The organism is Plasticicumulans acidivorans, from assembly GCF_003182095.1.
GTDB lineage: Bacteria > Pseudomonadota > Gammaproteobacteria > Competibacterales > Competibacteraceae > Plasticicumulans > Plasticicumulans acidivorans.
Genome location: NZ_QGTJ01000008.1, coordinates 26,116 through 40,506 on the forward strand (window position 1 = coordinate 26,116; position 14,391 = coordinate 40,506).

Annotated in this window: 13 protein-coding genes; all 13 read left to right on the forward strand. The window is 69.9% G+C overall.

All coding sequences use genetic code 11. The annotated features are described in order from the left end of the window. The first annotated feature begins 4 nt into the window (after window positions 1–4). Entirely contained in the window at window positions 5–1,375 is a 1,371-nt protein-coding gene (locus C7443_RS13840) for an aromatic ring-hydroxylating dioxygenase subunit alpha (protein ID WP_110019214.1), read from the forward strand. After that, window positions 1,372–1,908 (forward strand): 3-phenylpropionate/cinnamic acid dioxygenase subunit beta, encoded by a 537-nt coding sequence (locus C7443_RS13845; protein ID WP_110019215.1) that lies wholly within the window; start codon window positions 1,372–1,374, stop codon window positions 1,906–1,908. The genes C7443_RS13840 and C7443_RS13845 overlap by 4 nt, the downstream gene beginning before the upstream one ends. Before the next feature lie 13 nt (window positions 1,909–1,921). Beyond that, complete coding sequence (gene hcaB / locus C7443_RS13850) at window positions 1,922–2,716, forward strand: 3-(cis-5,6-dihydroxycyclohexa-1,3-dien-1-yl)propanoate dehydrogenase (protein ID WP_110019216.1); 795 nt, start codon at window positions 1,922–1,924, stop codon at window positions 2,714–2,716. 63 nt (window positions 2,717–2,779) lie between these two features. Further along, window positions 2,780–3,784: an NAD(P)H-dependent flavin oxidoreductase gene (locus C7443_RS13855; RefSeq protein ID WP_110019217.1), complete on the forward strand. Its 1,005-nt coding sequence runs from the start codon at window positions 2,780–2,782 to the stop codon at window positions 3,782–3,784. Window positions 3,785–3,829: 45 nt separating this feature from the next. Beyond that, window positions 3,830–4,612, forward strand: a complete 783-nt coding sequence (locus C7443_RS13860) for a 2-keto-4-pentenoate hydratase (RefSeq protein WP_110019218.1) — start codon at window positions 3,830–3,832, stop codon at window positions 4,610–4,612. 77 nt (window positions 4,613–4,689) lie between these two features. Continuing rightward, on the forward strand, window positions 4,690–5,835 hold the full coding sequence (locus tag C7443_RS13865; protein ID WP_110019219.1) for an ABC transporter substrate-binding protein: 1,146 nt from the start codon (window positions 4,690–4,692) through the stop codon (window positions 5,833–5,835). 12 nt (window positions 5,836–5,847) lie between these two features. Continuing rightward, window positions 5,848–7,647 carry a feruloyl-CoA synthase gene (locus C7443_RS13870; protein WP_110019220.1) on the forward strand — a complete coding sequence of 600 codons (1,800 nt, stop codon included), beginning with the start codon at window positions 5,848–5,850 and terminating at the stop codon, window positions 7,645–7,647. Between the two features lie 99 nt (window positions 7,648–7,746). Further along, complete coding sequence (locus C7443_RS13875) at window positions 7,747–8,691, forward strand: acetaldehyde dehydrogenase (acetylating) (RefSeq protein ID WP_110019221.1); 945 nt, start codon at window positions 7,747–7,749, stop codon at window positions 8,689–8,691. Between the two features lie 11 nt (window positions 8,692–8,702). Further along, window positions 8,703–9,764, forward strand: coding sequence for a 4-hydroxy-2-oxovalerate aldolase (gene dmpG, locus C7443_RS13880; protein WP_110019222.1), 1,062 nt, complete (start codon window positions 8,703–8,705; stop codon window positions 9,762–9,764). A gap of 4 nt (window positions 9,765–9,768) precedes the next feature. Next, window positions 9,769–10,776 (forward strand): FAD-binding oxidoreductase, encoded by a 1,008-nt coding sequence (locus C7443_RS13885; protein WP_110019223.1) that lies wholly within the window; start codon window positions 9,769–9,771, stop codon window positions 10,774–10,776. A 39-nt stretch (window positions 10,777–10,815) separates the two neighbouring features. Beyond that, a complete protein-coding gene (locus C7443_RS13890; RefSeq protein WP_110019224.1) occupies window positions 10,816–11,871 on the forward strand; it encodes a branched-chain amino acid ABC transporter permease in 1,056 nt (351 codons plus the stop codon). Next, window positions 11,868–13,655, forward strand: coding sequence for a branched-chain amino acid ABC transporter ATP-binding protein/permease (locus tag C7443_RS13895; RefSeq protein ID WP_110019225.1), 1,788 nt, complete (start codon window positions 11,868–11,870; stop codon window positions 13,653–13,655). Before C7443_RS13890 ends, C7443_RS13895 begins: the two co-directional genes overlap by 4 nt. After that, window positions 13,652–14,386, forward strand: a complete 735-nt coding sequence (locus C7443_RS13900; RefSeq protein WP_110019226.1) for an ABC transporter ATP-binding protein — start codon at window positions 13,652–13,654, stop codon at window positions 14,384–14,386. The genes C7443_RS13895 and C7443_RS13900 overlap by 4 nt, the downstream gene beginning before the upstream one ends. Window positions 14,387–14,391 lie beyond the last annotated feature (5 nt).

A 14,391-nucleotide genomic window follows, 5' to 3' on the forward strand; every position in this document is an offset into this window, starting at 1 on the left:
AAGCATGTGCAACGCCAACGACACGCAGCCGCGGCTCAAGCGGCGACCGGTGGGGCGCTCGGTCGAGCACCTCGAACAGCTGATGGATCTGGAGCACGGGCGCATGTCGCGCGACGTGTTCTGGGACCGCGACATCTACGAGCAGGAGCTGGAGCGCATCTTCGCGCGCTGCTGGCTGTTCGTCGCCCACGAGTCGCAGATCCCCAAGGCCGGCGACTACGTCTCGACCTACATGGGTGAGGACAACGTGCTGATCGTGCGCCAGAAGGACGGCAGCGTGCGCGGCTTCCTCAACACCTGCCCGCACCGCGGCAACAAGGTCTGCTTCGCCGATCTCGGCAACGCCCGCCAGTTCGTCTGCAACTACCATGGCTGGGCCTTCGGCATCGACGGCGCGCTCAAGGGCATGCACGCCTCCTCGGCCTACGAGGAAAGCGGGCTCGACAAGTCGGCGCACGGCCTGCACCCGGTGGCGCAGATCGACAGCTACCGCGGGCTGATCTTCGCCACGCTCGATCCGCAGGCGCCGAGCCTGGCCGAGTACCTCGGCGACTTCCGCTACTACCTCGACGCGATCTTCGACATGGACGAGGGCGGCACCGAATTCATCGGTGGCTGCGTCAAGTCGGTGATCCAGTGCAACTGGAAGTTCGCCTCGGAGAACTTCGTCGGCGACATCCTGCACGCCGGCTGGACCCATGACTCCGGCGCCAAGGCGATGGTCGGCGGGCCGGTGGCCGAGGTGCACAAATTCCCCGAGCAGTCCTACCACGTGAACTTCAACGGCCACGGCTGGGAGTTCAACCAGGACATCGTCGGCAATGCCGCGACCCTCGGTGACAAGGAGATCATGAAGTATCTCTACGTGCTGCAGCCGAAGGTCGCCGAGCGCCTCGGCGAGCTGCGCTCGAAGATGATCGGCGCGATCTCCTCGTGCACGCTGTTTCCGAATAGCTCGTTCCTGCCCGGGCAGAACACCTTCCGCACCTGGCACCCGCGCGGCCCCGGCGCGATCGAGCTGCACACCTGGACCTTCGTCAACCGCAACGCCCCGCAGGCGGTCAAGGATGCCTGGCGCAAGGGCACGATGATGACCTTCAGCCCGTCCGGCGTGTTCGAGATGGACGACGGCGAGAACTGGGAATACTCGACCCGTACCAACAGCGGCTTCGTCACCCGCCAGCAGGATCTCTACCTCGGCCTCGGCCACGAAACCCGGCTGACCGACACCGGGCTGCCCGGCAACGTCTATCGCGGCCAGATCAACGAGGCCAATCAGCGCGCCTTCTACCAGCGCTGGTTCGATCTGATGGAAGCCCCGAGCTGGGGGTGCGTACCGCAGCGCGACGTCGCGACGATGGAGGTGAAGGCATGAGCGCCGTCGCCCGACTGCCGGAGATTCCGGTCGATGCCGAAACCCAGCGCAGGATCGAGCAGTTCCTGTACCGCGAGGCCCGCCTGCTCGATGACGAGCGCTGGGACGACTGGCTGGCGCTGATGGCCGAAGACATCCACTACTGGATGCCGACGATGGAAAACCGCCGCCGCGCCGACAAGCTCGGTGCCTACGCGCTCGATCGCGGTGCGCTCTACAACGACAACCGGCTCGACCTGACGCGCCGCGTCAGCCGCTTCAAGCAGCCCTCGGCCTGGGCCGAGGACCCGCCGACCCGCCATGCCCACGTCATCTCCGGCGTCGAGGTTTACCAGGGCGAACGCACCGGCGAGTACGTCGTGCACAGCAGCTTCGTCAACTACCGCAGCCGCGTCGAGCGCGACAACGACCTGCTGGTCGGCCGGCGCGAGGATCTGCTGCGCGCCGTCGGCGACAGCTTCCAGATCGTGCGCCGCAAGATCCTGATGACGCAGTCGGTGTTGATGGCCAAAAACCTCAACACCTTCCTTTAAAGGAGCGGCGGCAATGGGCTGGCTCGATGGGTATGTGGCGCTGGTGACCGGCGGTGGCTCCGGCATCGGCCGGGCGGTGGTGCGGCGTTTTCTCGCCGAAGGCTGCCGCGGCGTCGGCGTGATGGTGCGCAGTGCCGAGCAGGCGGCCGATCTGCTCGAAGAATTCGGCGAGCAGGTGGTGGTCAGCCGCGGTGACGTGCGCAGCGGCGCCGACAACCAGCGCGCCGTCGAGCTGACGCTCGAACGCTGGGGCCGGCTCGATACGCTGGTCGGCAACGCCGGCGTCTGGGACTTCTTCACCCGCCTGGAGAAGATGAGCCTGGAAGAACTCGACGCCGGCTTCGACGAGATCTTCGGCGTCAACGTCAAAGGCTACGCGCTGGCGGCCCGCGCCGCCGCCGCGGCGCTGCGCGAAAGCCGCGGCAGCATGATCTTCACGCTGTCGAACTCGGCCTTCTACGCCGGCGGCGGCGGCCCGCTCTACGTCGCCTCCAAGCACGCCGGCCTCGGCCTGATCCGCCAGCTCGCCTACGAGTTCGCCCCCGAGGTGCGCGTCAACGGCGTCGCCCCCGGCGGCACGGTGACGCCGCTGCGCGGCCCCGAGAGCCTCGGCAAGCAGGAGCGGCGGCTGTCGGAGATCCCGAACTTCCAGGAAAACGTCGCCGCCTCGATGCCGCTGCAGCTGATCGCACAGCCCGAGGATCACGCTGGTCATTACGTGCTGCTGGCCTCGCGCGAGAACAGCCGCGCGACCACCGCCGCGGTGATCCAGAGCGATGGCGGCTGGGAGATCCGTCCGATCCGCTGACCACCCCCGACGGCGCCGATAACAACGACCACACGCCGCCCCGACACGCCAAAGGAGATCTTGATGAGCGCCGAACGCGAGCTCACCGCCGCCCAGCGGGCCTTTCTCGACATCGTCGCGCGCAGTACGCTGCCGCTGATGGCCGCGCCGATGTTCCTGGTGTCCGGCCCGGAGCTGGTCATCGCCTGCGCCGAGGCCGGCATTGTCGGCGCCTATCCGGCCGCCAACGCCCGCAACCTCGGCGTGCTGCGCGAGTGGATGGAGCACACCCGCGATGCCATCGCGGCGCGCACCGCCGCCGCGCCGTGGGCGCTGAACATGATCGTGCACAGCAGCTACGACCGCTTCGCCGCCGAGCTGGAGCTGGTGCGCGAGTTCCAGCCGAGCATCGTCTCCACCGCGCTCGGCAGCCCGGCGCGCGTGCTCGACACGGTGCACGACTACGGCGGCATCGTCATGGCCGACGTCATCAGCCCGAGCCTGGCGCGCAAGGCCGCCGCCGCCGGTGCCGACGTGCTGGTGCTGGTGACGCAGGGCGCCGGCGGCCACACCGGCCACTATCACCCGTTCGCGCTGCTCGCCGAGGTGCGCCGCTTCTGGTCCGGGCCGCTCGGCCTGGCCGGCGGCCTCAGCCACGGTCACGAGCTGCGCGCGGCGCAGCTGCTCGGCGCCGATTTCGTGCTCGCCGGCACGCGCTTCATCGCCGCCACCGAGAGCCTGGCCGAGCCGGACTACCGCGAGCTGGTGGTGAGCAGTGCGCTGGAGGATCTGGTGGCGAGCAAGGCTGTGTCCGGCGTGCTCGCCAACTGGCTGAAGCCGACGCTGGAGCGCGCCGGCTTCAGCGCCGAGCAGCTGCGCGAGGAGAAGAAGATCGACTTCTCCGGCGACATCGTCGCCGCGCCGAAAGCCTGGAAGACCGTCTGGTCGGCCGGCCACGGCGTCGGCGGCATCGAGCGCGTCGCCAGCACCGCCGAGATCGTCGACCAGCTCTACCGCGAATACGCGCACTGCCTGGCCGCCGAAGCCGCCGGCCTCGGCGCGCTGCGCGCGCGCTACCCGCAGCGCTGAAGCGCCACGCCCCAGCCATCACCCGCTTGCCCCGCGGAGACCGACATGAGCCAGAGCCCGATCATCGCAGCGGCCGATGCCCTGCGTAACGCCCGCGCCGCGCGCCGCGCCATCCCGCGCGTATCCGAGACCTTCGGCATCGACGGCGCCGAGACCGCCTATGCCGTGGCCCGCTACAACACCGCGCTGGCGCTGGAATCCGGCCGCCGCTGCGTCGGCCGCAAGATCGGCCTGACCTCGCGGGCGGTGCAGCAGCAGCTCGGCGTCGACCAGCCCGATTACGGCGTGCTGTTCGCCGACATGGAATTCCTCAGCGGTGCCGAGCTGCCGGGCGACCGGCTGATCCAGCCCAAGGCCGAAGGCGAGATCGCCTTCGTCGTCGGCCGCGACCTCGACGACGAGGCGCTGAGCTGGGGGCGCTTCCTGCACGGTCTGGAGTACGCCCTGCCGGCGATCGAGATCGTCGACAGCGCCATCCTCGACTGGCAGCTGACGCTGGTCGACACCGTCGCCGACAACGCCTCCTGCGGCCTCTACGTGCTCGGCCTGGAGCCGCGGCCGCTCGGCGCCGTCGAGCTGGCGCTGTGCGGCATGGAGTTTCGCCGCAACGGCGCCAGCGCCTCGCTCGGCAGCGGCGCGGCCTGCCTCGGCCACCCGCTGCGTGCCGCGCACTGGCTCGCCTGCACGATGCAGCAGCTCGGCGATCCGCTGCGCGCCGGCGACGTGATTCTTTCCGGCGCGCTCGGCCCGATGTTCCCGCTGGCAGCCGGCGATCACCTGCAGCTGGCGATCGCCGGCCTCGGCACGGTCGAGTGCCGCGCCGGCTGAAGCCTTTACCGACGAGCCCCGCAGCAGACGGGGCCGTCGATTCCCGACACCCATGAGGACTGAGGAGACCTGAACCCATGAACCGCCGCCATTTCCTGGCCAGTCTGTCCGCGGCACTGCTGCTGGCGCTCGGGGCGAGTCCGCTCGCCGCGGCGCAGGGCGTGACCGTCGGCGTCAGCGTCAGCTCGACCGGCCCGGCCGCGTCGCTCGGCATCGCGCAGAAAAACACCATCGACCTGCTGCCGCCGACACTCGGCGGCCGCCCGGTCACCTACGTGCTGCTCGACGATGCCTCGGACCCGACCGCGGCCAGCCGCAACGCCCGCCGCTTCGCCGACGCCGAGCACGTCGACGCCATCATCGGCTCGACCACGGTGCCGACCTCGCTGGCGATCGCCGAAGTGGCGAACGAGGCGAAGATCCCGCAGATCGCGCTGGCGCCGTTCGCGCCGAAGCAGCTCGCCTGGGTGTTCCCGCTGCCGCACAGCGTGGCGGTGATGTCGGCGGCGCTGTTCGAGGAGATGAGCCGGCGCGGCACCAGGACGCTCGGCTTCATCGGCTTCAGCGACGCCTACGGCGAAGCCTGGCTGAAGGATGTCGAGCAGCGCGCGATGCAGCACGGCATCGAGCTGGTGGCGGTGGAACGCTACGGCCGCACCGACCAGTCGGTGACCGCGCAGGCGCTCAAGCTGCTGACGCGCAAGCCGGATGCGATTTTCATCGCCGGCAGCGGCACGCCGGCGGCGCTGCCGATGCGCACGCTGCGCGAGCGCGGCTACAAGGGCCAGTTCTACCAGACCCACGGCGCCGCCAATAACGACTTCCTGCGCGTCGCCGGCAGTGCCGACGAGGGCGTGATCCTGCCGACCGGCCTGGTGCTGGTGGCCGAGCAGCTGCCCGACGATCACCCGAGCAAGCCGGTGGCGCTGCGCTACCTGACGGCCTACGAGGGCCGCTACGGCGCCGGCTCGCGCAACAACTTCGGCGCCTATGCCCACGACGCCTACCTGCTGCTCGATCAGGCGGTGGCGCGCGTCGACGCGCAGCTGGCGCCGGGCAGCGCGGAGTTTCGCAGCGCGCTGCGCGCGGCGCTGGAGCAGACCCGCGACCAGCCGCTGACGCACGGCCTCGACACGATGTCGACGACCGATCATTCCGGTCTGGGCGAGGGTGCCCGCGTGCTGATCACCATCGAGGACAACCGCTGGAAACTGCTGCAGTAGGAGGGTGCCGACATGAGCTTTTTCGATAATCCCGGCATGCTGGCCCCGCCGCGGGTCACCCGCATCGATCTGGCGCGCGGCGGTTTCATCCTCGCCTGTTCCGAGCCGCTCGGCGAGGTCACCCGCTGCATCGGCGACTGGCTGGAGTACTGGGCCGAGCGCACGCCGAACGCGATGTTCCTCGCCGAGCGCGACGCCGACGGCGAATGGGTCAAGCTCACCTACGCGGCGGCGCGCGAGCAGGTCGGCCGCATCGCCCAGGGGCTGCTCGATCTGGGCATCGCGCCGCAGGCGCCGGTGGTGTGCCTGTCCGACAACAGCCTCGACCAGGCGCTGCTGATGCTGGCGACGATGCACCTCGGCCGGCCGTTCGCGACGGTGTCGAGCGCCTATTCGCGGCTGGCGAAGGATTACAGCAAGGTCGCCGCCATCATTCAGGAGCTGGAGCCGGGCGTGCTCTATGCCGGCGACGGTGCGGTGTACGGCTCGGCGATCCGCGCCAGCGCGGTGCGCTGCCCGGTGGTGCTCAGCTACAACGCCTACGAGGTCGAGGGCAGCCTGACGCTGGCCGAGCTGCTGCGCACCCGCGAAACGCCGGCGGTGATGGCGGAATTCGTCCGCATCACGCCCGACACCCACGCCAAGTACCTGCTCACCTCGGGCTCGACCGGGCGGCCGAAGATCGCCATCAACACCCACCGCATGCTCTGCGCCAACCAGCAGCAGATCCAGCAGAGTTGGCCGTTCCTGCGCGAGGAAAAGCCGGTCATCGTCTCCTGGCTGCCGTGGAGCCACACCTTCGGCACCAACCACAACTTCAACATGGTGCTGTGCAACGGCGGCTCGTTCTACATCGACGAGGGCCGTCCGCTGCCGGGGCTGATGGAGAAGTCGGTGCGCAATCTGCGCGAGGTGCAGCCAAACCTGTACTTCAACGTGCCGCGCGGCTTCGATGCACTGATCGCCTTCCTCGAACAGGACGAGTCCTTCGCCCGCGACTTTTTCGGCCGCCTGCGCGCGGTGTTCTACGCCGCCGCGGCGCTGCCGCAGTCGACCTGGGACCGTCTGGAGCGGGCGGCGCAAAAGGTGCTTGGCGAGAAGGTCTGGTTCACCTCGGCCTGGGGCGCGACGGAGGCCTCGCCGCTGCTGACCAACGTGCACTGGCGGCTGGACGGGCCCGGCTGCATCGGTCTGCCGGTGGCCGGCACCTCGATCAAGTTCCTGCCCAACGGCGACAAGCTGGAGATGCGCGTCAAGGGGCCGCAGGTGTTCCCGGGCTATCTCAACAACCCGGACAAGACCGCCGAGGCCTTCGATGACGACGGCTACTACAAGATCGGCGACGCCGGCCTGCTGGTCGATCCGCAGCGCCCGGAGAAAGGCATCGTCTTCAACGGCCGCGTCGCCGAGGACTTCAAGCTGACCACCGGCACCTGGGTGTCGGTCGGCACGCTGCGGGTGCGGGCGGTCACCGCGCTGGCACCGTATGCACAGGACGTGGTGGTCACCGGCCACGACCGCGACGAAGTCGGCCTGCTGATCTTCCCCAGCGCCGCGGCGAAGGACCTGCCGACCGGCGATCTGCACGCGCACATCCGCGAGGGGTTGCGCAGGCTCAAGGCCGAGGGCGGTGGCGGCTCTTCGCAGAGTCCGACACGGGCGATGCTGCTCGACGAGCCGCCGAACATGGACGCCGGCGAGATCACCGACAAGGGCTACATCAACCAGCGCGCGGTGCTGGCACGCCGCGCCGCCGAGGTCGTCAGCCTGCACAGCTCGCCCAAGCTCGACCGCGTCGTCTTTCTCAAATAGGCCGCGACGCCTAAGCCCGAACCCCCCAGCCAGTCCGTACGGGCGGCCGTTGACGGTCGCGGCGGGCGCGCTCACCCCGAATCTGCCCAGGGAGCACCCATGAGCAACAAACTGAAGGTGGCGATCATCGGTTCCGGCAACATCGGAACCGATCTGATGATCAAGATCCTGCGCCACGGCCAGGGTCTGGAAATGGGCGCGATGGTCGGCATCGACCCGCAGTCCGACGGCCTGGCGCGCGCCGCGCGCATGGGCGTGGCGATCACCCATGAAGGCGTCGAGGGCCTGGTCGGCCTGCCGGTGTTCGAGGACATCGACCTGGTGTTCGATGCCACCAGCGCCAGCGCCCATGTGCGCAACGATGCCTTTCTGCGCGAGCGCAAGCCGCAGCTGCGCATGATCGACCTGACGCCGGCGGCGATCGGCCCGTACTGCGTGCCGGTGGTCAACGGCGCGGCGCACGACGAGGCGCTCAACGTCAACATGGTCACCTGCGGCGGCCAGGCGACGATCCCGATGGTGGCGGCGGTCAACCGCGTCGCCCGCGTGCACTACGGCGAGATCATCGCCAGCATCTCCAGCCGCTCGGCCGGCCCCGGCACGCGCGCCAACATCGACGAGTTCACCGAAACCACCTCGAAAGCGATCGAGGCGGTCGGCGGCGCCGAGCGCGGCAAGGCGATCATCATCCTCAACCCGGCCGAGCCGCCGCTGATGATGCGCGACACCGTCTACTGCCTGTCCGCGCCCGCCGACGAGGACGAGATCGCCGCCTCGGTGGCGCAGATGGCGGCCGAGGTGCAGCGCTACGTGCCCGGCTACCGCCTCAAGCAGCAGGTGCAGTTCGACCTGATCCCGCCGTCGCGGCCGATCAACATCCCCGGCGTCGGCGCGCGCATGAGCGGGCTGAAGACTTCGATCTTTCTGGAGGTCGAGGGCGCCGCGCATTACCTGCCGGCCTACGCCGGCAACCTCGACATCATGACCTCGGCGGCCAAGGCCACGGCCGAGCGCATGGCTGCCCGCATCCTCGCCACCGCCTGAGGAAGACTCCGATGCAAGCCGAGAAGAAGATCTATATCTCCGACGTCACGCTGCGCGACGGCTCGCATGCCATCCGCCACCAGTACAGCGTCGAGCAGGCGGTGCAGATCGCCCGCGCGCTGGACAAGGCCCACGTCGATTCGATCGAGGTCGCCCACGGCGACGGCCTGCAGGGCAGCAGTTTCAACTACGGCTTCGGCGCGCACACCGATCTCGAATGGATCTCGGCGGTCGCCGAGGCGGTGCGTCACGCCAAGGTCGCCACGCTGCTGCTGCCGGGCATCGGCACCGTGCACGATCTCAAGGCCGCGTACGCGGCCGGCGCGCGCATCGTGCGCGTCGCCACCCACTGCACCGAGGCCGACGTTTCCCGCCAGCACATCGAGACGGCGCGCAATCTGGGCATGGAGGCGGTGGGCTTCCTGATGATGAGCCACATGACCACGCCGCAGGCGCTGGCGCAGCAGGCCAAGCTGATGGAGCGCTACGGCGCGACCTGCTGCTACGTCGTCGATTCCGGTGGTGCGCTGTCGATGAACGACGTGCGCGAGCGCTTCCGCGCCTTCAAGGACGTGCTCGATCCGGCGACCGAGACCGGCATCCACGCCCACCACAATCTGAGCCTCGGCGTCGCCAACAGCATCGTCGCCGTCGAGGAGGGCTGCGACCGCGTCGACGCCAGCCTCGCCGGCATGGGTGCCGGCGCCGGCAACGCGCCGCTCGAAGTGTTCATCGCCGCCGCCGAGCGCATGGGCTGGAACCACGGCTGCAACCTCTACACGCTGATGGATGCCGCCGACGACATCGTGCGGCCGCTGCAGGACCGCCCGGTGCGCGTCGACCGCGAGACGCTGGCGCTCGGCTACGCCGGCGTCTATTCGAGCTTCCTGCGCCATTCCGAGGTCGCCGCGCGCAAGTACGGGCTGAAGACCGTCGACATCCTCGTCGAGCTGGGGCGCCGGCGCATGGTCGGCGGGCAGGAAGACATGATCGTCGATGTCGCCCTCGACCTGCTCAAGGGCCATGAGCACGACGCCATCCGCGCCATACCAACGATGAGCGAGGCGGGCTGAGCCGATGGCCGCGAACCCGAACCACCTCATCCGTCTGGCGCCGCACGGCGGCAGCTTCGAATGCGCACCGGGGCAGACCGTGCTCGATGCGGCGATGGCCGCCGGCTACTGGCTGCCGCACAGCTGCCGCGCAGGCAGCTGCAACAGCTGCGAGCTGCCGGTCCTCGAAGGCCGTTTCCATCACCTCGAACTGCCGGCCGACGGCGGCGCAGTGGCGGCGGGGCGCTGCCGCAGCTGCCGCGCGCTGGCCGACAGCGACCTGCTGCTGGAGGCGCCCGGCGTGCCGCGCGAGCCGGGCCAGCGCGTGGTCAGCTGCGGAGCCCGCGTCAGCGCCGTCGAACGGCCTTCGGCCGACGTCGCCGTGCTGCACCTGCAGCTGCCGGAGCACAGCGGCTTTCAGTTCCGCGCCGGGCAGTACGCCGACGTGCTGCTCAAGGACGGCGCGCGGCGCAGCTACAGCATGGCCAATGCGCCGGATGAGGCCAACGTCATCGAATGGCACGTGCGGCGCATGGAGGGCGGGCGCTTTTCGACGCATGCCTACGACAAGCTCAAGGTCGGCGCGATGCTGCGCATCGAAGGGCCGTTCGGCACCTTCACGCTGCAGCCGGGCGATGCGCCGGTGGTGCTGCTCGCCTCGGGGACTGGCTATGCGCCGATCGCGGCGATGCTCAAGGCCCACGGCGCCGAGCTGGCGCGCCGCCGCGCGGTGCTGTACTGGGGCGGGCGCCAGCGCGCCGACCTCTACGCTGTCGCCGAGGTCGAGCAGTGGCAGGCCGAGCATCCGGGCATCCGCCTGATCCCGGTGCTCTCCGAGGCCGATCCGCAATGGCAGGGCCGGCGCGGCCTGGTCCACGCCGCCGTGCTCGCCGACCTGCCGGACCTCTCCGCCTATGAGGTCTACGCCTGCGGCAATCCGCTGATGATCGACGCCGCGCGCAGTCACTTCACCGCCAGCGCCGGTCTGCCGCCCGAGCGCTTCTTCGCCGACGCCTTCGTGCTGCGCCACTGAGCGTCGCCCCGCCCCAGGAGATCGGCCCAGGAGGTCGCGATGGATTTCGGAATCTTTGCCGTGCTGGCGCAGGACGGCGTGACCAACGCCGCCGTCTATGCGCTGCTGGCGATGGCGCTGGTACTGGTGTTCTCGGTCACCCGCATCATCTTTCTGCCGCAGGGCGAGTTCATCGGCTTCGGCGCGCTGACGCTCGCCGCGCTGCAGGGCGGGCAGTTCCCGCGCCTGCTGTGGCTGCTGATCGGCGTCGGCGTGCTGTGCTTTGCCGTCGATCTGCTCGCAGCGCTGCGCCAGCGCCGCTACAAGCCGCTGCCGCGCCGCCAGCTGCTGTGGAGCGCCGGCGAGAACCTGTTCTACCCGCTGCTGCTGTGGGCGCTGGCGCAGAGCTTCGACTGGTCGGCGGTGCCGATGCTCGGCCAGATCCTGTTCACGCTCGCCGTCACCGTGCCGCTCGGCGTGATGCTCTACCGCGTCGCCTTCCAGCCGCTGGCCGAGGCCTCGGTGCTGGTGCTGCTGATCGTCGCCGTCGGCGTGCATTTCGCGCTGATCGGCCTCGGCCTGTTCATCTTCGGCCCGGAAGGCTCGACGACGCAGGCCTTCACCGACTGGAGCGCGGAGTTCGGCGCGCTGCTGATGTCCGGCCAGAGTCTGGTGGTGATCGCCGTCGCCGCCGGCCTGATCGCGGCGCTCTACCTGTTCTTCGAGCGCACGCTGTTCGGCAAGGCGCTGCGCGCGACCGCGGTCAACCGCCGCGGCGCGCAGCTGGTGGGCATCGGCACGGCGCAGGCCGGGCGCATGGCTTTCGCACTGGCGGCGGCGCTCGGCTCGCTGGCCGGCATCCTCATCGGCCCGCTCAACACCGTGGGCTATGACAGCGGCTTCATCGTGGCGCTCAAGGGCTTCGTCGCGGCGATCGTCGGCGGCCTCGCCAGCTATCCGCTGGCCGCCGCCGGCGCGCTGCTGGTCGGCCTGCTGGAGAGCTACGCCTCGTTCTGGGCCAGCGCCTACAAGGAGGTGATCGTGTTCACGCTGATCATTCCGCTGCTGGCCTGGCGCTCGTTGGCCAGCGTGCATACCGACGAGGAGGGCGCATGAACACGCGCAGACTGCAGTGGCTGCTGTTCGCCTGGTTCTTCGTCTTCCCGTTCCTGCCGCTGCCGCCGTACTGGATCACCATCGGCAATTACATCGGCCTGTACGCCATCGTCGCCCTCGGCCTGGTGCTGCTGACCGGCATCGGCGGCCTGACCTCCTTCGGCCAGGCGGCCTTCGTCGGCCTCGGCGCCTACACCACGGCGTACCTGAGCGGCGTGCTCGGCGTTTCGCCGTGGCTTGGCCTGCCGGCGGGCCTGCTGGTCAGCGGCCTGAGCGCGGCGCTGATCGGCAGCGTCACCGTGCGCCTGTCCGGGCATTTCCTGCCGCTGGCGACCATCGCCTGGGGGCTGTCGCTGTATTACCTGTTTGGCACGCTCGAATTCCTCGGCAAGTACGACGGCCTCTCCGGCATCCCGCCGCTGGCGCTGTTCGGGCTCGACCTGTCGGCGCCGGAGGCGATGTACGGGCTGATCTGGCTGTGCCTCGGCGGCTGCCTGTGGCTGGTGCTGAACCTGCTCGATTCGCGCTCGGGGCGGGCGATCCGCGCGCTGGCCAGCGGTCGCACCATGCCCGAGGCGATGGGCGTCGACACCGCGCAGTACAAGATCCTGATCTTCGTGCTGGCGGCGCTGATGGCGAGTCTGTCGGGCTGGCTGTACGCGCACCTGCAGCGCTCGGTCAGCGCCACGCCGTTCGGCCTGAACATGGGCATCGAATACCTGTTCATGGCGGTGGTCGGCGGCATCGGCCAGGTCTGGGGCGCGATCCTCGGCGCGGCGGTGATGACCGGCCTGAAGAGCCAGCTGCAGGACTGGCTGCCGCGGCTGTTCGGCAGCCAGGGCAACTTCGAGCTGGTGGTGTTCGGCGTGATGATCGTGCTGCTGCTGCTGTGGGCGCGGCAGGGACTGTGGCCGTGGCTGGCCGGCGCGTGGGCGCGCTGGCAGCCGCCGGCGCCGCTGCCGCTGGCGCCGGCGAGCGCGCCCGCGGGCTATGCCGGGCTGGCGCGGCGGAGCAAACCGGCGCCCGGTTCGCTGCTCCTCGACGTCGACGCCGCGCGCAAGGCCTTCGGTGGCCTGCTGGCGGTCAAGGACATGAGCTTCGCGCTGCGCGCCGGTGATGTGGTCGGCCTGATCGGTCCGAACGGCGCCGGCAAGTCGACGATGTTCAATCTGCTGAGCGGCGTGCTGCCGCCGAGCGGCGGCGCGATCCGCTTCTGCGGCGAGCGCATCGACGGGCTCGGTGCCCGCCGCATCATGGAGCTGGGCATCGGTCGCAGCTTCCAGCATGTGCACCTGCTGGCGCAGCGCTCGGTGCTGGAGAACGTCGCCCTCGGCGCCCACCGGCGCGGCCATGCCGGGCCGCTGGCCGCGGCGCTGCACCTGGAGCGCCACGAGGAGGCGCGGCTGCTGCACCTCGCCGCCGAGCAGATCCGCCGCTGCGGGCTGGCCGAGCACATGTACACGCCGGCCGGCAGCCTCGCGCTCGGTCAGCAGCGCATCGTCGAGATCGCCCGCGCGCTGTGCTCCGACCCGCTGCTGCTGCTGCTCGACGAACCGGCCGCCGGCCTGCGCCTGCAGGAAAAACAGGCACTGGCCGGGCTGATCCGCCAGCTCAAGGCCGAGGGCATGGCGGTGCTGCTGGTCGAGCACGACATGGACTTCGTCATGGACCTGACCGATCGCCTGGTGGTGATGGAGTTCGGCAGCAAACTCGCCGAGGGCCTGCCCGAGGTGGTGCGCAACGATGCCGCGGTGCTCGCGGCCTATCTCGGAGGCATCGAATGAGCGCCGTCGTGCTCGAAACCCGTCAGCTCAGCGTGCGCTACGGCAAGATGGAGGCCGTGCGCAGCGCCTCGATCCGCCTGCGCGCCGGCGAAATCGTCACCGTCATCGGCCCCAACGGCGCCGGCAAGTCCTCGCTGCTCAACGCCATCATGGGGGCGCTGCCGAGCAACGGCCAGGCGGACGGCGAGGTGCTCTACGAAGCCCGCGACATCGGCCATCACGCCGTCGAACAGCGCCTCGGCAAAGGGCTGGCGCTGGTGCCGGAAAAGCGCGAACTGTTCACCAGCATGAGCGTCGAGGACAACCTGCTGCTCGGTGCCTACCGCCGGCGCCGGCGCGGCCGCTCGCACCGCGAGGCGCTGGACAGCGTCTACGCCATCTTCCCGCGGCTCCGGGAACGCCGCGGGCAGCTGGCCGGCACCATGTCCGGCGGCGAGCGGCAGATGGTGGCGATCGGCCGCGCGCTGATGAGCGACCCGAAGGTGCTGATGCTCGACGAGCCTTCGCTCGGTCTGGCGCCGCGGGTGATGGCCGAGGTGTTCCATGTCATCGCCCGGCTGCGCGACAGCGGCGTGGCGACGCTGCTGATCGAGCAGAACTCGCGCGCCGCCCTGCAGGTCGCCGACTACGGCTACGTGCTCGAAGTCGGCGACGTCACGCTGGAGGGCCCGGCCGCCGAGCTGGCTCATCATCCGCGGGTGATCGAAGCTTATCTCGGCGCCCGCCACTGAGGCCG

Coding starts and splice junctions, on each gene's coding strand:
- C7443_RS13900 (WP_110019226.1), top strand. CDS start 13,652: ATGAGCGCCGTCGTGCTCGAAACCCGTCAGCTCAGCGTGCGCTACGGC.
- C7443_RS13885 (WP_110019223.1), top strand. CDS start 9,769: ATGGCCGCGAACCCGAACCACCTCATCCGTCTGGCGCCGCACGGCGGC.
- C7443_RS13855 (WP_110019217.1), top strand. CDS start 2,780: ATGAGCGCCGAACGCGAGCTCACCGCCGCCCAGCGGGCCTTTCTCGAC.
- C7443_RS13870 (WP_110019220.1), top strand. CDS start 5,848: ATGAGCTTTTTCGATAATCCCGGCATGCTGGCCCCGCCGCGGGTCACC.
- C7443_RS13865 (WP_110019219.1), top strand. CDS start 4,690: ATGAACCGCCGCCATTTCCTGGCCAGTCTGTCCGCGGCACTGCTGCTG.
- dmpG (WP_110019222.1), top strand. CDS start 8,703: ATGCAAGCCGAGAAGAAGATCTATATCTCCGACGTCACGCTGCGCGAC.
- C7443_RS13875 (WP_110019221.1), top strand. CDS start 7,747: ATGAGCAACAAACTGAAGGTGGCGATCATCGGTTCCGGCAACATCGGA.
- hcaB (WP_110019216.1), top strand. CDS start 1,922: ATGGGCTGGCTCGATGGGTATGTGGCGCTGGTGACCGGCGGTGGCTCC.
- C7443_RS13840 (WP_110019214.1), top strand. CDS start 5: ATGTGCAACGCCAACGACACGCAGCCGCGGCTCAAGCGGCGACCGGTG.
- C7443_RS13845 (WP_110019215.1), top strand. CDS start 1,372: ATGAGCGCCGTCGCCCGACTGCCGGAGATTCCGGTCGATGCCGAAACC.
- C7443_RS13860 (WP_110019218.1), top strand. CDS start 3,830: ATGAGCCAGAGCCCGATCATCGCAGCGGCCGATGCCCTGCGTAACGCC.
- C7443_RS13895 (WP_110019225.1), top strand. CDS start 11,868: ATGAACACGCGCAGACTGCAGTGGCTGCTGTTCGCCTGGTTCTTCGTC.
- C7443_RS13890 (WP_110019224.1), top strand. CDS start 10,816: ATGGATTTCGGAATCTTTGCCGTGCTGGCGCAGGACGGCGTGACCAAC.